The following is a 23,858-nucleotide window of genomic DNA, read 5'->3' as shown; positions in this document are numbered from 1 at the left end:
TGAATAGGCGAACCCTATGAGTGTGTTTCGCAAGGGAACCAAAAAGAAGCTGGTCTCGGAGATCAATGTGGTGCCCTACATTGACGTAATGCTGGTGCTGCTAATTGTCTTTATGGTCACGGCACCTTTGTTGATGCAGGGGGTCAAAGTCGACCTTCCAAACGCGCCCTCGGCGCCGATGGAGGAAACCGATGAGGAGCCGCTGATTATTTCTGTGCGCTCCGATGGCACCTACTATCTGAATCTAGGGACTGACGAGAAGAGTGCCAAGCCGCTCGAAGAGATTAAGCAAACGGTCGCTAAGGTGTTACGCCAAAAGCCGGGAACTCCGGTTTTGGTGTGGGGTGACACCGAGGCTCGCTATGGCCTGATCGTCAATGCCATGACCGAACTGCAGCAGGCGGGAGCGCCCAGCGTCGGCCTGGTGACAGAGCCACCTCAGGGGTAGGGTGCCGGTGAATAAAGGCTTTTATGCATTGGCGGTTATCATCAGCCTCGCGTTACACGGGGCGTTGATAGCTGCCATGACCTACGGCTGGGAAGCCAGCAGTATGCCTGAGCGCAAACCGATGCCAAAGTTTGTGCAGGCTAAGCTGGTGACAATTGAAGCGGCAACACCGAAGAAGAAACTGCCGAAAAAGGTCGATAAAATAAAACAGCGTGCCGATCGCGCTGCGGAGCAAAAACGCAAGGCTGAGGTCGAACGTAAGCGCCGCGCAGCCCTGGAGCAGAAGAAAAAGCTCGAGGCGGAAAAGAAACGCAAAGCGAAACTCGAAGCTGATCGCAAGGCACAGGCAGAGAAAGCCCGTCGCGAGAAAGAGCAGCAAGAAAAGGCGCGCAAAGAAAAAGAGCTGAAGGAGAAGCTGGCCCAAGAGCGCCAGAGTTCTTTTGACGAGGCCCTCCAGGATGAAGAGGAACTGCTGGATGCGAATGAGGCCGAGCAAGCGGTGATGTCCGTTGGCCAGGCGATCCAGCAGCAAATTGAGGCGGTATGGAGTCGCCCGCCCAGTGCCCGAAACGGTATGCTTACCAAGGTGAGAATAAACTTTGTCCCCACCGGCCGGGTGGTGGCAGCTAATATCGTCGAGGGCAGTGGTAATGCCGCCCTGGATCGCTCGGTACTGACCGCTATTAAAAAAGTGGAGGTATTTCCCGAAGTGGCCGACCTGGCCCGGGAAGAACCAGTGGTATTTGAGCGGGAAGTCCGCACAACTATTTTGAACTTTAAAGTCGAAGATCTGCGCCAATGATCAAGAGTTTACTGAAGACAGTCGTCATTATTGCAATCGCCTCGGCGAGCCTGGGGGCCCGAGCCCAGCTGGTGGTGGATATCACCAGCGGTATCGATGACCCCACACCGATCGCTGTATCCCCATTCAGCTGGTCTGGTGGCGGGGTACTGGCGGAAGATGTTTCCGGGATTATTTCCTCAGACCTTCGCCGCAGTGGCCTTTTCTCACCTGTGCCCAAGGAAGACATGCTGTCTTTCCCCAAGGCTCCGGAAGACGTGGTATTCCGCGACTGGCGTATCCTCGGCACCGAGTACATAGTGACCGGCCGCATTGAGCCGCAGGCCACCGGTTACCTGCTCACTTTTGATCTGGTCAATGTTTTCGGCCAGCACAAGATGTTCACCAAGCAAGTGCGCGGCGGCCAGACCCAGCTGCGGGATATCGCCCACCGCGCCGCCGATGAGATCTTTGAAGCTATCACCGGTATTCGCGGTGCCTTCTCCACGGAAATGGTGTACGTGCAGGAAGAGACTCGTGGCGGCAAGCCCAGTTATCTGCTGATGCGTGCGGATATCGATGGTGCTCGCGCCAAGCAGATCCGCCGTTTCAGCGCGCCGGTGATGTCTCCCATGTGGTCCCCCAATGGCCAGGAGCTCGCCTACGTCTCCTTTGAAACCGGGCGCCCGGCAATTTTTCGCGAGAACCTGCGCACGGGTGCGCGCAAGCAATTAACTAACTTCAAGGGCATCAACAGTTCGCCGACCTGGTCCCCGGATGGAACCAAATTGGCGATGGTGCTCTCCAAGGACGGCAACCCGGAGATCTACGTGCTGGATCTGGTCAGTAATAAACTGACAAGAATGACAAGGCATTTCTCCATTGATACCGAGCCGAACTGGATGCCAGATGGTAAATCACTGGTTTTCACCTCCGATAGGGGAGGGAAGCCACAAATTTACCAATTGACTCTTGCCACTGGTCAAGTCGACCGCTTAACCTTCGATGGCGATTACAATGCGCGGCCCCGTGTTTCTCCCGATGGAAAGACACTGGTAATGGTGCATCGTAATAGGGGCGTATTTACCATCGCTACGATGGATATCAACTCGGGCAGAGTGCGTGTCCTTACGGAGACTACGCTGGACGAATCCCCTAGTATCGCGCCGAATGGGGCCATGTTGATGTACGCTACCAAACGTGGGGATAAAGGTATTCTGGCAGCGGTGTCGCTGGATGCTGGGGTGAAGTACAACCTGCCCTCTCAGAGGGGTGATGTCCGTGAACCGGCCTGGTCGCCGTACTTTGAATAAGGCGGGGGTGCCCGACGTACTCAAGCGAAGGGTGTGAATTAGAGCAATTAGAAATCTTTCAGGATTTTCGATAACACTATATATAAAGCGGAGTAGCTTATGTTGAAATCAGTAAAAACAGGCCTCGGGTTAGCCTGTGTATTGGCAGTAATGGCTGGTTGTAGTAGCACTGACACCACCGAAGGTAGCCAGCAGACCCTGGACCAGGCAGATCAAACTGCGGTTGAAACCACCGATTTTGATACCACGCCAACCGAGACAGTGGCACCTCTTGAAAACGTAGTTTACTTCGATTTCGACCAGTCCCTGCTGAAGCCCGAAACCCGTGAACTGCTGATCCGTCACGCTGATCGTATGCGCGCTGCCACCGGTTCTGTTCGCCTGGAAGGCCACGCTGACGAACTGGGTACTCGCGAGTACAACCTGGCTCTGGGTGAGCGTCGTGCCAATGCCGTTCGCGACTTTTTGGTACTGCAAGGCGTAGACGCAGCTAACCTGGAAGTAATCAGCTACGGTGAAGAGCGTCCGGCTCAAATGGGTTCTAACGAATCTGCCCGTGCGATGAACCGTCGCGTTGTTATTAACTAATCGTAAAAATGGATGCCAATGGCTTTAACGATTAGAAAACTAGCGATCGCCGCAGCAGTAATGACTGCGGCATCGCCGGTATTTTCCCAGGCCCCGATTGTAGACCTGTCTTCTAAGAGCCAGGACCAGTCGACCATTACTTATACCGATGAAGTGGAAAGCAGTGCTCCGACACAGCTCGCCCGCGCCGGTATGTCACCACCCCGAGCCCAGGGCAACCCCCAGGCCGAAGCCTACTATCAAATGCAGGTTTTGCAGCAGGAAGTGCGGGAGTTGCGTGGCACAGTTGAAGAGTTGCGCCATGAGATCAAGCGTCTCAAACAGCAGCGCACCGAAGATTATATGGATCTGGACCGGCGTATTGCGCGCCTGAGTGGTACAGAGCCAGCGGCTCAGCCTCCGTCTACCGCTGAAGGCGGTGCTTCGTCCATGCAAGGGCAGGGGGGCTCAGCAATGCCGCCTAAACCCCAAGGGCCGAAAGACGGCAAGAGCGAGCGCGACCGCTACCAGGCCAGCTTTGGCTTGGCCCGCAATGGCGATTACGGCGGCGCCAGTGAGGAGTTCAAAAGTCTGTTGCAGGACTTCCCCAATGGTCAGTACGCCCCGAATGCGAATTACTGGCTGGGTGAGATTGCACTGGTTCAAGGCAACCTGGAAGAGGCTCGGGAGTGGTTCGTAGCCCTCCTCGACGGTTACCCGAATTCCAGTAAAGTCTGGGATGGCCGCTACAAGCTGGGCACTGTTTATCACCAGCTGGGCGACCAGCAAAAAGCCCGCAACCTGCTGGAGCAGGTGGCAGCTAGTGACGCCAGAGCATCGAACTTGGCGAAGAAGTATCTGCAGGAGAACTTCCAGTAGCATCCAACCGCTACTGACTGCCATCGCTGGTTTTTTGAGCAGAAAAAGCCTATGATCCCGCGCCCGGGTGGCATGTGCCACTCGGGCGTTTTTGTGTTGGGTGTGTATGACCGATCTTTCCAAAGAATCACTCAGAATCAGTGAAATTTTCTACTCCCTTCAGGGAGAAGCGCGAGAAAGTGGCCTTCCTACGGTGTTTGTACGCCTGACGGGCTGCCCGTTACGCTGTACCTATTGCGACTCCGAGTACGCCTTTTACGGCGGCGAGCGCATGACGCTGGAGCAGATTTTGCAGCAGGTGCAAAGCCATCCCGCTCGCCATGTGTGCGTTACCGGTGGTGAGCCCCTGGCCCAGCCCAATTGTTTTCCCCTGATGAAGGCGCTTTGCGATGCGGGCTATGCGGTGTCCCTTGAGACCAGTGGCGCTATGCCTGTGGATAAAGTGGATGAGCGGGTGTCGAGAGTGGTCGACCTGAAAACGCCGGCCTCCGGGGAGCAGCACCGCAACCGAATGGAGAATATGCAGGTACTCACTCGCCAGGACCAGATCAAATTTGTGATCTGTGATCGCGGGGATTATGACTGGGCTCGATTTACCCTGGATCAGTACCGCTTACCTGAGCGGGTTGGAGAGGTGCTTTTCTCCCCCAGTTACGAGCAGCTGCAGCCGCGCCAGCTAGCTGAATGGATACTGGAAGATGGGTTACCGGTGCGTATGCAGATGCAAATGCACAAGCTGTTGTGGGGTGACATCCCCGGCGTCTAAAGCACCGCTGCGCCACATCAAGAAAAGAGGAAAAAATGACAGCAAAGAAAGCAGTAATCTTGCTATCCGGTGGCCTGGACTCAGCCACCGTACTGGCCATGGCTCGCGCTGAGGGCTACGAGTGTTACGCCCTGGGCTTCGATTATGGCCAGCGTCACGAGGCAGAACTATTGGCTGCGCAGAAGGTGGCGAAGGACTTGGGGGCCGTTGAGCACAAGGTGGTTAAGCTCGACCTGCGCTCAATCGGCGGATCGGCGTTGACCGATGACTCTATCGAAGTACCCGAAGAGGAAACCTCCGGTATTCCGGTGACCTATGTGCCGGCGCGAAACACGGTATTCCTGTCTATTGCCCTGGGTTGGGCAGAGGTGTTGGGCGCCCAGGATATTTTCGTGGGTGTGAACGCCGTGGACTACTCCGGCTATCCGGATTGCCGCCCGGAATATATTGAGGCCTACGAGAAGATGGCCAACCTGGCTACCAGGGCCGGTGTCGAGGGCAACAAGCTGTCTATACGTGCGCCGCTGATGGACATGAGCAAGGCGGATATTGTTACCGAAGGAACCCGCTTAGGGGTGGACTACAGTTTAACTGTGTCCTGCTACCAAGCCTTGCCAGATGGCGCTGCCTGCCGTCGCTGCGACAGTTGCCGCCTGAGGGCTGCCGGCTTCACAGAGGCCGGCCTGGAGGACCCCACGGTCTACGCACCTTAATTGGCCGTTGGCGCCAATTTTTTGAACAAATACCTAACTCCTTAAATTTGTTAGATTTTTTTTCGAGTTAGGTATTGTCTTTTCGAAATAGATCCGTAAGATACGCAGCTCCTCACAACGAGGCATCGAAAAGGGTCGTTAGCTCAGTCGGTAGAGCAGTTGGCTTTTAACCAATTGGTCGCTGGTTCGAATCCAGCACGACCCACCATTTTCGACAGGGATGCCCAAGGCAACCCACCCAGTTTTTACACTTCTGCGCGAAGGTGAAAACAACCCAAGTTGGACCATTACCAAGTTAGTCCAACCATCCTGGGGGTCGTTAGCTCAGTTGGTAGAGCAGTTGGCTTTTAACCAATTGGTCGCTGGTTCGAATCCAGCACGACCCACCATCTCTTCTCTGCTTCCGTAATAATTACTTTTCTTAGATTTATCTAAAATCTATTTAATTTTCTATTTCTGTTTGCTAAATATTTTCTCTCGACTAGTGGGCGCTACTTTTCAGTAGGTGCTGACAACGCAAGTAATTTGTTCGTGCGTCTGGATCTATTTTATTTCATCACTAAGGTGCTTCTAGATCTTGACCGGACCTATCTAAGGAATATGTCACATCTCGCGCTGGTGCTACTAGCACCAGATTGGCGACATAAGTGGCTAGTGAGAGTCATCTTCTTAATTGTTGAATGACTTGACCCGCTAAGAGTGAGTTATTAAAGCTCTACCGGTGGCACAGAAATTTAATCCCAAACTTTGTTCCTAGTTTTTCCCCACTTCCTTCTTATAGCTGTATCGCCGCTTATCGTTAACTCTTACCCAGTAGTTGGTCGGCCCATGATCAGCGATTTGAGAATAGTTTCTAAATATTCAGCCGTTCATTATCGCAAGTGACCTTGTGCCAGTGCATGTCAATTCCTCTTGGGGTTTGTTGTTCGCATAATTGCCTGTGTCAATTTTATTGCCTCAGCGCTCGAGTTTGGCGAGCTTTAACACTTCTTTGGTGGATACTGCTGTTTGGAGTAGGGATGGCGCTAAATTGGATTTTGCGCATGCCTTACGCCAGCATGCCTATTGGTATCGATGTTGTTGATGAGGCCCTCTAAGTTGAGTCCCAAGAAAAGCTTGAATAGTTAATGAAGGATTGAATTATGAGGAAGTTGAAGCCTGTAGCTCTAGTTATATTGGCCGCAGTGAGTGGAAGTGCGATGGCCAGTAATAATACGACGTTAATAGATCAGCAGGGAGTGGGTAATACAGCGAACGCCAATCAGGTTGACCCTACGGCTATAGGGAACCTGATAGATGTCACCCAGATTGGCGATGGTAATTCTTCGTCATCGACCCAGGCGAGCGATGCCATAAGTAACACCATGACCCACTACCAAGAGGGTGATGGGAATATGGCTGAGTCTTTCCAGCAGTTTATGACTGAGTCAAGTTCGTTGGAAATTAACCAGATTGGGAATAATAACGATACGACAGCGGAGCAACTTGAGTCACTTGGTTCTACCCAGGAACTAAATCAAGCTGGGGAAATGAACTTTATGACCATCACCCAGACTGATACTGAAGCATCCAGTATCGCGGTGACTCAAACTGGGGATATGAATGATGCGATTATAATGGGGCAGGTATTCGATATTTTGGGAAGTGATGTCATCCTAAATCAAATTGGCGATGACAATATGGCCCAGATTTCCCAGCAGAGTGTTGTTGAATTTAGCTCTGTGTCAGCAGATCAGCTTGGCAACCAGAATAACTTTGATAGTGAGCAATTAATGGGGGTTTTTAACTCTACCGTTACTGCTATTCAGTCAGGCGATATGAATGATATCGAGTCTGATCAGGAAAATGGAGTTACTTCAAGTACGGTCCTTATTACCCAAACCGGTACCAGCAACTTTGGTGGGGCACTACAGCAGAATGGTGTTGCCAATAGTACTGTAAGTGTGACTCAAGTAGGGGATGGAAACTTTGGTGGCGGCGTTCAGGATACTGGTATAGATGCCAGTGTTGGTATAGTGAGCCAATCTGGTACTGTGAATATGGGCGTTACCCAGCAAGCTGGGGGAACTTCTTTTGCCTCTGCAACTGTTACTCAGTTAGGGTCAATGAATGATGCGACGTTGGGGCAAATCACTGCCACCTCAGTTACGGGCTCCATATTTCAAAATGGCACCAGTAATATTGCCGGTGTTCTCCAACAGGGAAATATGCTCAGTGTGGCGACAACTACTCAAATCGGTGATTTGAATCAACATACAACATCGCAAATGCTAGATTCACAAACTGCAATCGCAACGCAAAATGGTACTTCCAATATTGGATTTATTTTTCAATAGATTTCATTGGGGCTTTGCGATATCAGTATGAATACCGGCAGTTGTCGTGTATCTGCAAAGTCCCAGTTTTTCTTTTGTGTTTTATTCAGTCCTATATTTGAGATATGAGTGATTTTTTAGGGAGTTGCATGTTCTCTTTCTATTGACTCTCTCCTGTCTGGTTTGGCTTTTAACTCTAATTTAAATTGGCTTAGATTATTTTCTGGGATGCTTTGCTACGCCTGGACTTTAAACAGAAGGGGTGGGATTTATGTACAAGGGATTAGTTAAATGAGAATTTGGACTTCAGTTACTGCAATAGCTGCGCTCACTTTCAGTGGCCATTCTATGGGCGGCAATAATACGACAGATATTGATCAGGATGGTGTTGGGCATCTGGCAACAGTGGATCAGTCTAATCCGACCAGTACCAATAATTCCGTCTCGATAACTCAAACTGGGGATTCCCACCAAGCATCTGTTTTGCAAGGTGCCCTTACAGATTTGAATACGGGCACGATAGAGCAATCGGGTTTGATGAACGAAGCAATTCTGGAGCAAATTGCAGAAGTCTCTGAGAGTACGGCTCTAATTATCCAGTCTGGCGATGGCAATTTGGGTTGGGTGGTCCAGGATGATTTTGTTGAAGCTGGTAGCGCCACTGTTATCCAGTCCGGTTCAAATAATGAGGGTATTGCTGCCCAGGTGGATGTCGGGGGAATACAGGGTACTGTCGCTGTTACTCAGAACGGGACAATGAACTTTGCACTGGCGCTCCATGAGGATTTTGCGCTCAACAGCACTGGGCTAATTAATCAACTCGGAAGTGAAAATAGTGCCGACTTATTCCAGGGAGACCTGACTGAATCGAGTTTTATCAGTGTTGATCAAGATGGAACTCTCAATGAGGCGTTGGTAGCGCAGGGCTTTGCCCTATTTTCCTCTATTACCACCTTCCAGAGTGGTGACATGAATTATGTAGAGGTTTCCCAGTCCGGGTTAAGCACTGGTTTGGCCACTATTACTCAAGTGGGAAACTCTAATGTTCATGTTACAACTCAGACAAATGATGGACAGGTGGCTACGGCTGTTCAGATAGGGACGGGCAACCAGGGAAATATTGTTCAATAGTAGTAGTGGACTTTTAGGGGGGGCGCTCCATTAGTGCTGATTAGAGCTCAAGGTTATAAATTCAATTTGTATTTGAAAGGGATTTTCAATGAAATTATTAAAGCCATTAGCCGCAGCGATGTTGGCCATTATCCATACCGGGGTTGCCGCTGATAATAATTCAAGTGATGTGACTCAGTTGGGCACTCTAAATATGGTTACGCTCAACCAAGTTGACGCAACTACTGAAGGAAATCAGATAGTGGTTGTCCAGGAAGGTTCTGGCAATATATCTGAGGCGGAGCAGGTGACAGGGACGACTAATAGTTTAATTACGCATATACAGATTGGTGATAATAATGAGGCGATTTCGGCTCAAGCCAATGATACCAATGTCGGTGTGATTTCTACGACTCAACAAGGAGATGCGAATGATGCTGAGTTATTTCAGGACACACTTATTGAGTTTTCTGGTTTAACTGCAACTCAAGTTGGTAATACAAACTTCACAGATTTGGTGCAGGAAGGAACAGTTATCTCCAGTCAGGCAACTGTTATTCAAATAGGTGATATGAATGAAGCGGAGACTATTCAGGAGACCGGTGTTGAATCCAGTACCATCGTCGCCACTCAGTCAGGGACGGGTAATGAATTTGCAGGGCAGCAGGATACAGATATCACTTTCAGCTCTATTAACTCCACGCAGATTGGTAGTTCCAATGTGATTGAAATTGACCAAGAGGATGTTGTTACTACTAGCACCATTACCACGGTTCAAGATGGAAATATGAACGATGCTGATGCTCAACAAGCGAGTACTGTTTCATCGAGTACGATTATCTTAAATCAGATTGGGGATGAGAATGATGCGAATATTGATCACTTTGATACCATATTTGCAACAATAGGATCTATTACCCAGCTAGGTTCCTCCAATGAGGCAGATATAGCCCAGTTTGGAGATATCTCTTCCAGTACTGCCACCATTTTCCAGTCGGGTACTGATAATGATGCTAGCGTGGATCAATCAAGTGAAGTTATATCCAGTAATATTAGTGTCAGCCAAAATGGGACGGACAATAGTCTTTTAGTGGATCAGGAGGAAATAGTTTCTCTTAGCTTGGTCAGCGTTGATCAAACGGGGGATATGAATGAGGTCGATGTGGACCAGGAGGGCGAAGTTTCCTCAACGATTGCTACTGTTGTGCAAAATGGCAGTATGAATGATGCTGAAATCAATCAAAGTAATTTGGTGGATTCCAGTTCTACCACGGTTGTTCAAACCGGTGATAACAATAATTCCCAGGTATTGCAGATAGATGGCCTGATTTCATTCAGTACAGTCAGTATTGATCAAAATGGCTCCTCCAATATGGTGGATGCGGAGCAAGATGGGCTTATCTCCAGTAGCGCGATTGATATTGCGCAGTCAGGAGTATCTAATGATGCAGATGTAGAACAGGATACTTTTGTTGAACTCAGTAGCGTCATAACCTCACAAATCGGTACGAGTAACTCCTTGACGGCATTACAAGTTAATGTTGTTTCGTCAAATATTTTTATTACTCAAGATGGCGATATGAATTCGAGTGATGTTACTCAGATGGGCGCGTCAAATAGTACCAGTAACACAATTCAAATTGGCACTTCAAATAATCATACTACTAGCCAGTTAAACAATTTCCAAACTGCATCCGCAACACAAAATGGTATGTCAAATGTGGGGACTATCCTCCAGTAAGATTTACGATAAACCTTTGAGGCGATAAGCGAAGGTTGATGTTTTTAAATTTGGAGCTCTTTTGTTTGTTGGGAAGTAGCCCTTAGTTACTGCTATATTGGCATTAATTTGAGTGACGTTTCTCAGTAGAGAGTCCTCACTATGGTCACAATTAATTATACAGATCCTATGGTTGCTGATAATCAGATTGTGGTTATTCAAGGTGGAACGGGAAATGTCTCTGATGCGGAGCAGGTCAGTAATACTATCAACAGCCTGATCTCAAATATGCAAATTGACGACGACAATGATGCGATGTCAATTCAAGAAGTAATCGGTTAGCTAATAATCTTTGAAATCATCTCTCCCAGATAGAGTGAGGAGGTCAGGCCGGGAGATTCGATACCAAAGAATGCTATTAGCTGCGCATTGTTGTTTAGCTTTTTATGAAAAACCTGAAAATCACCGGTGGAGGCGCCTTTGGGAACAATCTTTGGGCGAATACCGGCATAGCCAGGCTGTAACGTATTATTTTCTACTCCGGGCCAGTAGCGCTGGATACTGCGATAGAATTTATCCCGCTTGCCTGGATCTACTTGGTAGTTAATGACTTTAATCCACTCCACATCCGGGCCAAACCGCGCCCCTCCAGCCAAATCCAGGGTGAGGTGAATACCCAGACCGGCACTTTCAGGCAGAGGGTAAATTAAGTGTGAAAAAGGTACCTTACTTGACTGAGTAAAGTAACTGCCCTTAACAAAATACGTGGAGGGAATTTCTCGTTTTATAACTTCGCTATTTACTGTGCTCATCAGTGAGCTGGTGTGAAGGCCTGCGGCCAGGATGAGGTTGCGGGCTGTCAGTCTGTAGCCATCCTTCATCACCAGTTGGCAAGTGCCATTGGATATCTCAATGCGCGCAACTTTACTCGCAAGTATGACTTCGCCTCCCTTGGACTCTGTGGCGCCTTCAAGAGCCAGCATCAGGCTGTGGCTGTCGATAATGCCTGTCGTCGGTGAGTAGATGGCCCCTGTACACTGTAATGCTGGCTCCATAGATAGAGCGTCTTTAGTGTTCAGTAAGTGAAGTCCCCCGGCGTTGTTTGCATCCCCCTGGGCTTTGAGGGCTCGGAGTTGCGGCAACTGTGCTTTATCGGTGGCGACTACCAGTTTGCCGATCTGTTTATGGGGCACTGCGTATTCTTGGCAAAATTGGTACAGCATGGATTTACCCTTAACACAGGCTCGGGCTTTCAAGCTGTCTGTTGGATAGTAGAGGCCTGCATGAATAACCTCGCTACTGCGCGCGCTGGTTTCAGTTCCAATGGCACTGTGTTGTTCCAGTACCATCACTTTGTGGCTAGCGCGGCTCAACTGGTAGGCGCAGGCAAGCCCTAATACCCCAGCCCCGACTATCACGGTATCCAATATCTCCATAGCGGTCCTACTGCCGAAATGTGTGCTATCTGAGGTGACGAGGTTTAATCCCTTTGGTCTATTTTGCCTGTAACGCCAGATTAAAATTGCTGTCGAAAGGGTGCGTGGTGGTGTCGTTTCATTGCGCTATAATGCGCGCTTTTCCGCGACTGGAAGTTAGTCATGACTCATAAGTCCATTGCCGCAGACAAGGTAGATTCTCGCTCTTTGGTGCAAGCGCACCTGGCGGAGCCGGTAATGTCTCAATATAGCGAAGAAGAGCTGCAAGAATGGCGCGAGCGTATCAAGCGCTTGTTGAAAGAACAGAATGCAGTATTGGTCGCACACTACTATACCGATCCTTTGATTCAGGCCCTCGCGGAGGAGACCGGCGGCTGCGTTTCTGACTCATTGGAAATGGCCCGTTTTGGCGCTCAGCACTCGGCGGACACTTTGGTTGTGGCCGGGGTAAAGTTTATGGGTGAGACCGCCAAGATCCTTACCCCAAACAAGAAAGTACTGATGCCGACCCTTGAGGCAACCTGCTCCCTGGACCTCGGCTGCCCCCCACAGGAGTTCTCTGACTTTTGCGACCAGCACCCGGACCGCACTGTGGTGGTTTACGCGAATACTTCTGCTGCGGTAAAAGCCAGGGCCGATTGGGTGGTGACCTCGAGTATTGCACTGGATGTAGTGGATCACCTGGATGCCAATGGCGAAAAAATCCTTTGGGCACCTGACAAGCACCTCGGCGGCTATGTGCAACGGGAAACCGGCGCCGACGTACTGTTATGGGACGGCTCCTGTATTGTGCATGAAGAGTTTAAGGCCAAGGGTGTTGAGGACTTAAAGGCCCTCTATCCAGATGCTGTGGTTCTAGTACATCCTGAGTCTCCCGCCTCCGTGGTAGCCCTGGCCGACGTTGTGGGTTCTACTTCGCAGATTATTAATGCTGCCAAGACTCGCCCGGAGAAGCGCTTTATTGTGGCTACCGACCAGGGCATTTTTTACAAGATGCAGCAGGAGTGCCCAGACAAAGAGCTAATGGTAGCGCCTACCGCCGGCGCTGGAGCTACTTGCCGCAGCTGTGCTAATTGCCCCTGGATGGCGATGAACTCTCTGGAGAACCTCTGCGGTGTACTGGAGCGCGGGGATAATGAGATCTTTGTGGACCCGGAACTGGGGCGCAAGGCGATGATTCCGCTGCAGCGGATGTTGGATTTCCGCAAAGGTTAGCTCTCGAGGGAGTAGCGGTGAGTAAACAAAAAGAGCGGCCAGTGGCCGCTCTTTTTGTTGGGGGAGTTACAGCTCCTCGATTCTTTCCTGCATTTTCAGTACATCTTTGAGGCGCTGTTCCAGGATGGCATTGACCTGGTAATCGTCTTTTGACATGCGAATTCCATGGCGCAGGTGTTGAATAGCCTTGTCGAATATGCCGTTGAGAATGTAATACTCAGCCCGGGCCTCGTGCACGCCGACAATATCTCCGGCTAATCCGTGGGTCTCCGCCAATAGGTACCAAACTGCCGGGTCTTTCTTCCGTGTACGGCTATATTTCGCCAGCAGGCGCTCTGCAGCCAGGTAGTTGCCGGCTTTAAAGTGGGCATTGGCAAGGCCCATGATTAAGGCATGGTTTCCCGGATTGCGATCGAGGGCCCACTGCAGGCGCTTGGTGGCACTGCTGTAGTCTTCTCGCAACAGATCGATATCCGCTCGGGCCAGCACATAGGCTGCTTTTGAGGGAGTTTTGTCTAACAGGGGCTGCAGGGTGTCCAGCGCTGAATCGGGCCTGCCTGCGGCTACTTGGGCCAGGGCGAGGCCGTAACGGGCGGCATCCTCATTGTCATTAATACCATTCAGTTCCGCGCTAAAGCGTTTTACTGCTTGCTGCGGCGTTGGTTCTGTGGCGAGCCGCACTCGGGCGCGCATCAGGTGATAATCCAGATCCTCGCTGGGAGCCACTTTTTCCATACGCTGAGCGCGCAACTTGGCATCGGCAATACGCTTTTCTGTAACGGGGTGGGTCAGGAGAAATTCTGGCGGGCGCTGGTAGTAACGTGTGGCCTTGAGCATTTGCTCGAACATTTCACCGGCGGCCTCTGGATCGCGGCCGGATTTGGCCAGGGTATCGATACCGACCCTATCTGCCTCTTGCTCATTCTTGCGGCTGAATCGCAGCTGGTTGTCCAGGGCTGCAGCCTGGGTCACGCTCATGGCTGCTATTCCCGCTTCACCACCGGCGGTAGCTGCCAGAACCAGGGCACCGAGCATACCGGCCAGGGTGGGAATTGTACTGTTGCGCTGTGCTTCCAGGGAGCGGGCGTAGTGCCGCTGGCTGAGGTGGCCCAATTCGTGGGCAACTACCGATGCAAACTGGTCTTCACGCTCTGCAAACAGAAACAGGCCGGTATGGACCCCCATGACTCCACCGGGGACTGCAAAGGCATTCATGGTTTTGTTGTTTACAACAACAACATCAATTTCTTTGTCTTCCAGTGGGCTGTACTCGGCCAATTCCTTGACCATGCCCTCGACAAATTGCTGGATCAGGGCATCACTGGAGGTGCGAACCTGACTGCGAAAAATACGCAGCCACATTTGCCCCAGTTCTTTTTCCTGGGTGTGGGAGACGACCCCGCTGGTCCTATCGCCCAGTTCGGGGAGGCGGATTTCATCACTGTCCGCTATGGCAGCAAACGGGACTGCGCCGAGTAACAACCCCATACCCAGGCTTCGCAGTCCTGCGCGAAGTCGATGGAGGATAGCTGGGGGGCGCGTTCGGTGAAGCAGGCTGTTTTTGGAATCAGTCATCTTGATTACTGCTCGGTCTGTCCATGAAGGATCTATAGTCCAACTCTATACGCTACCCCGTTGGACTGTCGAGGTTTGGACTTAGTGGACCATAAAAGGTTCACACTTACGCCAGGCGGAAAGTTAAAAAGCGTAAAGCCTGCGCGGGTTATGGCGTCTGGTTCGCGCTATAATCCCCGGCAATTCTGGTTTGTGACTAAAAAGGCAATGTCAGTAACTTCTTCTACCAGTCAGCCCGATACCCAGATACCGAACTGGGACGCGGCCACTATTGTGGATGCAAGAAATCTGCCCTGCCCACAACCGTTACTGGCCATGCGCCGGGCATTGCGGGAATACCCAGAGGGAACGCTGCTTTGTGTACTGGCCACTGATGAAGGGTCCTGGCGAGACTTCCACAGTTTTGCATCTTTAAGTGGCCGGTCCCTGCTCCGCGCTGAGCGACGTAATAATACCTTTCAATATTGGCTGTACGCTGGCAAATGAATAAAGATAAATCCCGAGAGTCTATGTTATCGATTGTAAAAGGCTGGGTGAACCGCTACTTCAGTCAGGAAGAAGTGGTGCTTCTGGTTTTAATATTGACCCTGGCCCTGGTGGTTCTGGCGACTCTGGGTGCTGTGCTGGCCCCAGTATTCACCGCACTGGTGATCGCATTCCTGATGCAGGGCATGGTGCAAAAGCTGAAGTCCTGGCGTGTGCCACACTGGCTGGCGGTTACCCTGTCCTGCTTGGTGTTGGTGGGTACTATTGTGGCTCTGTTATTTGTGGTGCTACCTATTATCTGGCGTCAGTTGGTGCGGCTTGGGGCAGAGTTGCCCAATATGGTGCAGCGCGGACAGGAGCTTTTATTGTTGCTTCCTGAGCGCTACCCGCGCTTAATTTCGGCAGGGCAGATCGATGAAATCTTCAATACCCTTGGCAGCGAATTGGGCGGCCTGGGGCAGACACTGCTGGCCTTCTCCCTTACCAACCTACCCATTTTTGCCGGGTTGCTGATTTACGTTGTAGTGGTGCCGATCCTGGTATTCTTCTTCCTTAAAGATGCGGAACAGCTGATCCGCTGGTGCACCTCTTTCCTGCCCAAAGAACGGCCCATGCTCCACCAGATTTGGCATGAGATGAATGATCAGGTGGCCAATTATGTGCGCGGTAAGGTAATAGAAATTGGCATTGTGGCTGCTGTCAGTTATGCCGCCTTCCTGCTACTGGGGGTGAACTACGCCCTGTTGCTGGCGGTAGCCGTGGGTTTCAGTGTGTTGATTCCTTATATCGGTGCAGCGGTTGTCACTATCCCCGTTGCGGCTATTGGGCTTTTCCAGTGGGGGTGGAGTAATGAGTTTTTATACCTGATGATGACTTACGGCATTATCCAACTGCTCGATGGCAACGTACTGGTACCACTGTTATTTTCTGAGGCAGTTAACCTGCACCCGGTTGCCATTATCCTTGCGGTGCTGTTCTTTGGTGGCATCTGGGGTTTCTGGGGCGTCTTCTTTGCAATTCCCCTGGCGACCTTGCTCAAGGCCATTATGAGTGCCTGGCCCACCCATGAGCACCAGGTGGAATGGGAGGCCAGGAGAAGTTCGGAGTAATTGCCCGATATCTTTCTTTGTCTGTAGGCTGCGGCATTTGCTAGAATGCCGCGCTTTCTTTTATTTGGTCCCTTCAAATAGGTGAGAGCCCATGAGCCTGGCTGACAAAGTTCTAGCGGTCAATAATGACCTGCCGATCCGCACCGACAAGCCTATCCACAGTGGCAAGGTCCGTTCCGTATACTGGCTGAGCGAAGAAGACAGCCGCCGCCTGGTTGAGGAGAAGGGCTACCCGGTTTCTCCTGACACCCCACTTGCGGTAATGGTGATTTCCGACCGTATCTCCGCGTTCGACTGTATCTGGACTGGCGAAGGCGGTATGCGTGGCGTACCTGGCAAGGGCGCAGCACTAAATGCTATTTCCAACCACTGGTTCAAGCTGTTTAAAGAGCAGGGCCTCGCCGATAGCCACATTCTGGATATCCCGCACCCGCTGGTGTGGATCGTACAGAAGGCGCGCCCGGTAATGATCGAGGCGATCGCTCGTCAGTACATCACCGGCTCCATGTGGCGTTCCTATGAGAAGGGTGAGCGGGAGTTCTGTGGTATCGAGATTTCCGATGGCTTGCAGAAAGACCAGAAGCTGCCTGAACTGCTCATTACTCCCTCTAGCAAAGGTATTCTCAAGGGTATCCCCGGCGTGCCGGAAGCAGACGATGTTAATGTCACTCGCAAGAATATCGAAGACAATTTCGAGGCCTTTGGCTTCCGCAATGCGTGCGATATCGATCTGTACGAGAAGTTGTTAAAAGAAGGTTTCGATTTGATTTCCGCAGAGCTGGAAAAGCTCGACCAGGTCTTTGTCGATACCAAGTTTGAATTCGGCTATGTCACCGATGCCAATGGTGAAGAGAAGCTGATTTATATGGATGAGGTGGGTACTCCGGACTCCTCTCGTATCTGGGACGGCGAACAGTACCGCGCGGGCAAGGTCGTGGAAAAATCCAAAGAGGGTTTCCGCCAGGCCCTGCTCAACTACTTCCCTGATGCTGATATCCTGTTGAACAAAGATCGCATGGATGAGCGCTCGGCTTTAGCTCGTGATAACGAACTGCCAGAATCTATGCTGATGGATCTCTCTAATACTTATATTGGTATTGCTGAGAAGATTATTGGTACGAATCTTGAGATATCTGATAATCCCAAAGCGGAATTGCTTGAAGTTCTCCGCAAGGATTACGGTCTGGTCGACTAACCTGGATCGAACTGCAAAAAACCGGCGTTTTCGCCGGTTTTTTTATGCCTGCCATAATTCGCCACAATTCCTCCTGTTTTGTGCTCGTATTTCTGCCGCCTTTCGCCCGCTTCCCTCTGTTTAATGACTTCAACATCCAATTTAAAAGTGGAGGTAAGTGAGTGAACAGGGTGATGTTATTCGGGCAGCGGTTCCATAAAGACGATCTGATGTTGCCGACAGATGAATACTATCGTCGTCGCCAGAAGACCGGCGGTGCCGGGCGCTGGCTGTTATTTATTGTGGTGGTATTGGCGGTTGGCATTGCGGCAATCGGGGCAGAGGTCAATGCCCAGGAACTTCCCGCTGTGAGTGATGCGATCCAGCAGGAATTCACCGAGACAGTTACCCTGGATGATGTAAAGGGTGGGGACTTACTTTTTACCGGGGATGAGTCAGGAAAGTATATTCCAGCGGTGCACCTGAAAAGTCAGGTCAGTATTTCTGTGCGGGGTCTGGTAGCGGAAGTCGAGCTTCAGCAGCAATTCAAGAATACCACCGACGGTTGGCAGGAAGCGGTTTATGCATTACCACTGCCTGAGCAAGCTGCGGTGGCGGGGCTTGAAATTCAGGTGGGTGAGCGCCGCATTGTCGGTAAGGTACGCGAGCGGAAAGAGGCCTCCAAGATTTATAAGGCTGCTCGTGCGGCGGGTAAGCGTGCAGCTCTTCTAGAGCAGCAGCGCCCAAATCTGTTTACTAATAAAGTGGCCAATATTGCCCCCGATGAGATGGTGCAAATTAATATCCGCTTTTTGCAGTCAGTGAATTATGACAGTGGCGTTTTTTCACTGCGTATGCCCACGACATTGACCCCGCGCTATATCCCTGGCAAGACAATATCTTCCCAGGCATTGAATGGCGATGAGCAGGAGTTGGTGGCAGAGAGTAGTGGCTGGGCACTGCCCACTAATCAAGTGCCGGATGCTGCGTCGATAACTCCGTTTATGCAGTCAGCGCAGGAGCTAGAGGCACTGGGTAGTCATAATATTTCTATCGAGGTGGATCTGCATGGCGGACTGCCGCTAGCAAAAATCGATAGCCCCTATCACCAGATTGATATTGATAACCGAGGTGACGGTCGCTATCGGGTTCAGTTGCGGGATGAAACAGCTGCAATGGATCGGGATTTCTTATTGAATTGGCAGCCGCGCGCTTCTGCTATGCCGCGGGCGGCATTGTTTAGCGAGAAAATCACAGCGCAAGAGGGGGTAGAAGAGCAGGCTGGTGCTTATCTGCAGGTCATGCTGCTGCCACCCAGCGACGGTACCTCTGCGCAGCGTTTACCGAGGGAAGTGATTTATGTGATCGACACTTCCGGCTCCATGTCTGGCAATTCTATTCGCCAGGCGAAGGAGAGCCTTACCCTGGCACTGTCTCGCCTGCACAGCAATGATCGCTTTAACGTTATTGAATTTAACAGTACAACCCGCGCATTTTTCCCGCGCCCGATAGCGGCGAGCGCGGAGAATATCCGCCGTGCGCGTCAGGAAATCGAAAACCTGAATGCGGAGGGGGGTACAGAAATGGCGCCGGCCTTGCGAATGGCATTCGGTCAGCAAATGCAAGACGACACCAGTACCGTTCAGCAAGTCGTATTTATTACAGATGGTGCGGTGGGCAATGAGCGGGCCCTGTTCGAGTTAATTAGCCAGTCCTTGCATAACGCCCGGCTGTTTACTGTGGGTATTGGTTCGGCTCCCAATAGCCACTTTATGCGCAAAGCTGCTCAGTTTGGACGCGGTACTTTCGTCACCATCGGTGATATTTCCGAAGTTCGCGAGCGTATGCAGGCCCTGTTCGCCAAGTTGGAAAATCCTATGGCTACAGACCTGCAACTCAGTTGGCCCCAAGGAGTCGTCGCGGATGCCTACCCCAAGCGTATCCCGGATCTCTATAACGGTGAGCCTATGCAGTTGGTGGCAAAGGTGCAGGGTGATCTCTTGCAGGGAGATATCCAGCTGCGGGGCCGAATGGCAGGCAAACAGTTTGTGCGCAAACTCGCTTTGAAAGTAGAGAGTGGTAGCGATACTTCAGGTATCGGCAATGTCTGGGCGCGCAGCAAGATAGATTCTCTGCGGGACCGGCAGCTTCAGTCTGGAGAGCAGTCGGATGCGGGCCTGGCTCTGCGCGAACAGATTTTACAGATTGCCCTGAGGCATCAACTTGCCAGCCCCTACACCAGTTTTGTTGCAGTTGAAGAGGAAGTTGTACGCAGCGCTGAAGAGAAGTTATCTCGCAGCTCGGTCACCAATATGGTGGCTAAAGGGCAAGTGCTACAACGCCAGGCCTATCCGCAAACTGCTACAGGTCTCTACGGGCAGTTATTGGCAGCGGCGGTATTGTTGATGTTTGCGGCGATCTTCCAGCGCGGTCGGGCCTTGCGTAGCAACTTGACCCGAGCCCTGCGCTCCGTCCTGCGCAGGGTTTTACCGGACCCCCGTCAACCCAGCGGCGCTAATCCTCTGCAACGGGGAGGTGTGTAAGCGTGGCTCGCTCACTGCTCTTTATGCTTTGCTTGGGAACGGGGTTGTGGCAGCTGGGTTCCGCCAGCTGGCTCCTGGCCAAGGCAGAATTGGCCCAAGTGTTGATTGATAGTGCTTGGGAAGAACAGCTACAGGGCGGGGCTCTGCAAAAGCCCTGGCCCTGGGCGGACACCTGGCCTGTGGCCAAGTTAAAGTTGGAAGGGCAGTCGCCATTAATTGTTCTCAGCGGCGGTAGTGGCCAGGCGTTGGCTTTCGGCCCTGGCCTCTTAGCTGGGTCCGGCAATCCTGGTGAGTCTCGCACCACGGTTATTGCCGCACACCGGGATACTCACTTTGCGGGATTAGAGCGTGTCAGGCGGGGTACCTCCATTTACCTGCAGGATAAGCGCGGACGCTGGCATACTTATCGGGTTGCGGAAATGCGAATTGTGGACAGTGAGAGAGAGCGTTTGCCGATCTTTGCCGAGCGGGGTTTATTGCTGGTGACTTGTTACCCCTTTAATGCCCTGGCGGCTGGTGGCCCGCTGCGTTACTTGGTCTACGCTGAATATCAACCCGGTGGGGAGCTGGTTCAGCTGTGACTGATGTCTTTGTTTGAGACTCGATTTTGTAGTTCATTTTCTCAAAAATTCCACTAAATGTTCCGGTGAAACGGCCAAACGGCAAATAATTGTTTTGCTCTTTTGTTTTATTTGTTACTAACCGTCCTATCTGGAAAATTTTTTGTAGTAATACTACAATTCCCTCCGCTAACAACCGGGGATGGGGTTTTGCCCGCCAGTCTGCGCGGGCCCCGGAACAAATAATCACAGTCAAACTAGGCACTTGCGGCAATCAATTGCGCCGCTTTCCTCACCGTCATATTCGAGTAAAGATTCACAAACTTTGCATTTACGCCAACAAAGTTGGTGAATTGGCGGAACCAAGAAAAAAAGGAAGCTTTTTTTTGCTCGCGCTGTAGTTTGCCCGCGTACCGATTTTTGAGAAATAGACCGACTCGACGTCGCCTAATTCGCCGAGGAGCACTTGATGCACGAAGATACCGATAACCTCGAAACGCAGGAGTGGCTGGACGCGCTGCAAGCGGTTATCCGCTATAGCGGCAAAGAACGCGCAGCCTTCCTTCTGAAGCAGCTGTCTGACCGCGCTACCGATGTAGGCGTACAATTGCCTGCGGCAATCACCACTCCCTATCGCAACTCCATTCCGCCCAATGCGGAAAAGCGTATGCCTGGCGACTTATTTATGGAGCGCCGCATTCGCTCCCTGATTCGCTGGAATGCCCTGGCGATGGTGGTACGTGCCAACCAGAATGACGATGGCCTCGGTGGCCATATTTCCAGTTTCTCCTCTGCGGCCACACTCTACGATGTGGGCTTTAACTACTTCTTCCGTGGCAATGAGGGGGAGGAGCGCGGCGACCTGATTTTCTTTCAGGGCCACAGCGCGCCGGGTATTTATGCTCGCTCCTACTTGGAAGGGCGTTTCGATGAAGAGCAGCTGGACAACTTCCGCCGCGAAGTGAACGGCAATGGCCTGTCCTCCTACCCGCACCCCTGGCTGATGCCGGAGTACTGGCAGTTCCCCACGGTTTCCATGGGATTGGGGCCGATCCAAGCGATTTACCAAGCGCACATTATGCGCTACCTGTCTGCCCGCGGCCTGTCCCCGCGCGGCGATCGCAAAGTGTGGGCTTTCCTAGGTGATGGTGAGTGTGACGAGCCGGAAACCCTGGGCGCAATTTCCCTGGCCGGCCGCGAGCAACTGGAAAATCTGGTGTTCGTGGTTAACTGTAACCTGCAGCGTCTGGACGGCCCGGTACGCGGCAACGGTAAGATCGTGCAGGAGTTGGAAGGCGTATTCCGCGGTGCCGGTTGGAATGTTGTCAAAGTACTCTGGGGTCGCCTATGGGATCCGCTGCTGGAGAAAGATGACAAAGGCCTGTTGCAGAAAGTCATGGACGAAGTAGTCGATGGCGAGATGCAGAACTTCAAGGCCAACGGCGGCGCTTATACCCGCGAGCACTTCTTCGGCAAGTACCCGGAGTTGCTGGAGCTGGTTAAGGATATGTCCGACGATGAGATTATGAAGCTCAATCGCGGCGGCCACGACCCCTACAAAGTTTACGCAGCCTACGCGGCGGCGATGGCCCACAAAGGCCAGCCCACCGTGATCCTGGCCCAGACCGTTAAAGGTTACGGCTTGGGCTCCGCCGGTGAAGCGGCGATGGATACCCATTCTGTGAAGAAGCTGGATCTGGATTCCCTCAAGCGTTTCCGCGATCGCTTTGCCATTCCGCTCACTGATAAAGAGCTGGAAGAGGTCCCTTACTACCGCCCATCTCCGGATAGCCCGGAAATGAAATATATGGCGGAGCGCCGCAAGGCCCTGGGCGGTCCGGTTCCCCGTCGCCCGGTTGAGTGCCCGAAACTGGAAGTTCCTGGTCTCGATGCCTTCAGCGCACTGACCAAAGGCTCCGGTGAGCGCGAAATCTCCACCACCATGGCCTTTGTCCGCGCTATCGCGGCCTTGGTAAAAGACAAGAATATCGGCAAGAACATCGCGCCGATCGTTCCCGATGAAGCCCGTACCTTTGGTATGGAAGGCCTGTTCCGCCAGCTGGGTATTTATTCCTCCCAGGGGCAGCGCTACACCCCGGTGGATCACGGCCAGATCATGTATTACAAGGAAGATAAGAAAGGCCAGGTGCTGGAAGAGGGCATCAACGAAGCCGGTGCTATGTCCACCTGGATGGCGTTGGCCACGGCTTACAGCAACCACGGCGTGCCGATGGTGCCTTTCTATATCTACTACTCCATGTTCGGTTTCCAGCGTATCGGCGACCTGGCCTGGGCCGCTGGCGATATGCAGGCGCGCGGCTTCCTGATCGGTGCCACTGCTGGCCGTACAACCTTAAACGGTGAGGGTCTGCAGCACCAGGATGGCCACAGCCACGTACTGTCCTCCACTATCCCCAACTGCCGCAGCTACGACCCGGCTTACGGTTATGAGCTGGCGGTGGTTATGCAGCGCGGCTTGAAAGAGATGTACGAAGAGCAGAAGAACCTCTTCTACTACATCACTATCGAGAACGAAAACTACCTGCAGCCGGAAATGCCTCAGGGCGTGGAAGAGGGCATTATCCGCGGTATCTACAAGCTGCAGTCCAACGTCAAGAAAGGCGCCAAGGGCAAAGCGGCGAAGAAACATGTACAGCTGATTGGTGGCGGTACTATTTTGCGCGAAGTACTGGCTGCGGCGGATATCCTCGCCGACCAGTTCGGTGTGACCTCCGATGTCTGGAGCCTTACCTCCGCTGTGGAATCGGCTCGTGAAGGCCAGGATGTGGCGCGCTGGAATATGCTGCACCCGGAAGCCGAGCCGCGCAAAGCCTGGATCACTGAGCAGTTCGAAGGCAATACCTCCCCGGTTATCGCCTCCACCGACTACATCCGTTCCTATGTGGAGCCACTGCGTGAATTTATCGACGGTGAACTGACCACCCTGGGTACCGATGGTTTCGGCCGCAGTGACAGCCGCGAGCAGCTGCGTCGCTTCTTCGAGGTGGATCGCAACTACGTGGTAATTGCCGCACTGAACGGCTTGGCCAAGCAGGGCGTTATTGATGCGAAAGAGGTTGCGGAAGCAATCGTGAAGCTCAATATCGACGCCGAAAAAGTTAACCCGCGCATCAGCTAAGAGAAGGCA

At 52.0% G+C, this 23,858-nt stretch carries 20 protein-coding genes and 2 tRNA genes; 20 read left to right on the top strand and 2 right to left on the bottom strand.

Annotated features, from left to right (window positions below):
* The first annotated feature begins 16 nt into the window (after positions 1–16).
* The 13 genes from tolR to ACJJI5_RS20260 all read left to right on the top strand — a co-directional run bounded on the left by tolR (position 17) and on the right by ACJJI5_RS20260 (position 10,954).
* Positions 17–448 carry a protein TolR gene (gene tolR, locus ACJJI5_RS20320; protein WP_444892812.1) on the top strand — a complete coding sequence of 144 codons (432 nt, stop codon included), beginning with the start codon at positions 17–19 and terminating at the stop codon, positions 446–448.
* Between the two features lie 7 nt (positions 449–455).
* Positions 456–1,250 carry a cell envelope integrity protein TolA gene (gene tolA / locus ACJJI5_RS20315; RefSeq protein WP_445355052.1) on the top strand — a complete coding sequence of 265 codons (795 nt, stop codon included), beginning with the start codon at positions 456–458 and terminating at the stop codon, positions 1,248–1,250.
* Positions 1,247–2,542, top strand: coding sequence for a Tol-Pal system beta propeller repeat protein TolB (tolB, locus tag ACJJI5_RS20310; RefSeq protein WP_445355051.1), 1,296 nt, complete (start codon positions 1,247–1,249; stop codon positions 2,540–2,542). Before tolA ends, tolB begins: the two co-directional genes overlap by 4 nt.
* Before the next feature lie 99 nt (positions 2,543–2,641).
* Positions 2,642–3,130, top strand: coding sequence for an OmpA family protein (locus tag ACJJI5_RS20305; protein WP_445355050.1), 489 nt, complete (start codon positions 2,642–2,644; stop codon positions 3,128–3,130).
* A gap of 18 nt (positions 3,131–3,148) precedes the next feature.
* Positions 3,149–3,988, top strand: coding sequence for a tol-pal system protein YbgF (ybgF, locus tag ACJJI5_RS20300; RefSeq protein ID WP_413664416.1), 840 nt, complete (start codon positions 3,149–3,151; stop codon positions 3,986–3,988).
* Between the two features lie 106 nt (positions 3,989–4,094).
* The gene (gene queE / locus ACJJI5_RS20295; protein ID WP_282934225.1) at positions 4,095–4,754 is read left to right on the top strand and encodes a 7-carboxy-7-deazaguanine synthase QueE; all 660 of its coding nucleotides are present in this window, start codon (positions 4,095–4,097) and stop codon (positions 4,752–4,754) included.
* Between the two features lie 35 nt (positions 4,755–4,789).
* Entirely contained in the window at positions 4,790–5,467 is a 678-nt protein-coding gene (queC, locus tag ACJJI5_RS20290) for a 7-cyano-7-deazaguanine synthase QueC (RefSeq protein WP_282934224.1), read from the top strand.
* A gap of 132 nt (positions 5,468–5,599) precedes the next feature.
* Positions 5,600–5,675 (top strand) — tRNA-Lys (locus ACJJI5_RS20285).
* A gap of 105 nt (positions 5,676–5,780) precedes the next feature.
* Positions 5,781–5,856 (top strand) — tRNA-Lys (locus tag ACJJI5_RS20280).
* A 753-nt stretch (positions 5,857–6,609) separates the two neighbouring features.
* Positions 6,610–7,803, top strand: a complete 1,194-nt coding sequence (locus ACJJI5_RS20275) for a hypothetical protein (protein ID WP_445355049.1) — start codon at positions 6,610–6,612, stop codon at positions 7,801–7,803.
* Between the two features lie 270 nt (positions 7,804–8,073).
* A complete protein-coding gene (locus tag ACJJI5_RS20270; protein ID WP_445355048.1) occupies positions 8,074–8,913 on the top strand; it encodes a hypothetical protein in 840 nt (279 codons plus the stop codon).
* Between the two features lie 88 nt (positions 8,914–9,001).
* Positions 9,002–10,633 (top strand): hypothetical protein, encoded by a 1,632-nt coding sequence (locus ACJJI5_RS20265; protein WP_445355047.1) that lies wholly within the window; start codon positions 9,002–9,004, stop codon positions 10,631–10,633.
* Between the two features lie 141 nt (positions 10,634–10,774).
* The gene (locus tag ACJJI5_RS20260; RefSeq protein WP_445355046.1) at positions 10,775–10,954 is read left to right on the top strand and encodes a hypothetical protein; all 180 of its coding nucleotides are present in this window, start codon (positions 10,775–10,777) and stop codon (positions 10,952–10,954) included.
* On the opposite strand, the gene ACJJI5_RS20255 is transcribed toward ACJJI5_RS20260, so the two are convergent.
* Entirely contained in the window at positions 10,951–12,048 is a 1,098-nt protein-coding gene (locus tag ACJJI5_RS20255) for an NAD(P)/FAD-dependent oxidoreductase (RefSeq protein ID WP_445355045.1), read from the bottom strand. The genes ACJJI5_RS20260 and ACJJI5_RS20255 overlap by 4 nt on opposite strands.
* A gap of 162 nt (positions 12,049–12,210) precedes the next feature.
* On the opposite strand from ACJJI5_RS20255, the gene nadA reads away from it, so the two are divergent.
* Entirely contained in the window at positions 12,211–13,263 is a 1,053-nt protein-coding gene (nadA, locus tag ACJJI5_RS20250) for a quinolinate synthase NadA (RefSeq protein WP_444895159.1), read from the top strand.
* A 66-nt stretch (positions 13,264–13,329) separates the two neighbouring features.
* Here nadA and ACJJI5_RS20245 read toward each other — a convergent pair whose 3' ends face one another.
* Positions 13,330–14,838: a M48 family metalloprotease gene (locus tag ACJJI5_RS20245; protein ID WP_445355044.1), complete on the bottom strand. Its 1,509-nt coding sequence runs from the start codon at positions 14,836–14,838 to the stop codon at positions 13,330–13,332.
* Positions 14,839–15,030: 192 nt separating this feature from the next.
* Between ACJJI5_RS20245 and ACJJI5_RS20240 the strand changes: the two genes are divergently transcribed.
* The 6 genes from ACJJI5_RS20240 to aceE all read left to right on the top strand — a co-directional run bounded on the left by ACJJI5_RS20240 (position 15,031) and on the right by aceE (position 23,849).
* Complete coding sequence (locus tag ACJJI5_RS20240; protein ID WP_445355043.1) at positions 15,031–15,324, top strand: sulfurtransferase TusA family protein; 294 nt, start codon at positions 15,031–15,033, stop codon at positions 15,322–15,324.
* A gap of 23 nt (positions 15,325–15,347) precedes the next feature.
* Positions 15,348–16,433, top strand: a complete 1,086-nt coding sequence (locus ACJJI5_RS20235) for an AI-2E family transporter (protein WP_282934585.1) — start codon at positions 15,348–15,350, stop codon at positions 16,431–16,433.
* A gap of 91 nt (positions 16,434–16,524) precedes the next feature.
* Entirely contained in the window at positions 16,525–17,628 is a 1,104-nt protein-coding gene (locus ACJJI5_RS20230) for a phosphoribosylaminoimidazolesuccinocarboxamide synthase (protein ID WP_445355042.1), read from the top strand.
* 161 nt (positions 17,629–17,789) lie between these two features.
* Entirely contained in the window at positions 17,790–20,150 is a 2,361-nt protein-coding gene (locus ACJJI5_RS20225; protein ID WP_445355041.1) for a marine proteobacterial sortase target protein, read from the top strand.
* A gap of 2 nt (positions 20,151–20,152) precedes the next feature.
* Positions 20,153–20,731, top strand: coding sequence for a class GN sortase (locus tag ACJJI5_RS20220; RefSeq protein WP_445355040.1), 579 nt, complete (start codon positions 20,153–20,155; stop codon positions 20,729–20,731).
* A 448-nt stretch (positions 20,732–21,179) separates the two neighbouring features.
* Positions 21,180–23,849, top strand: coding sequence for a pyruvate dehydrogenase (acetyl-transferring), homodimeric type (gene aceE, locus ACJJI5_RS20215; RefSeq protein WP_413664434.1), 2,670 nt, complete (start codon positions 21,180–21,182; stop codon positions 23,847–23,849).
* The last annotated feature ends 9 nt before the right edge of the window (positions 23,850–23,858 follow it).

It is taken from the genome of Microbulbifer maximicatervae (SeqCode), from assembly GCF_052467955.1.
This window is presented reverse-complemented; position numbering and strand designations above follow the sequence as displayed.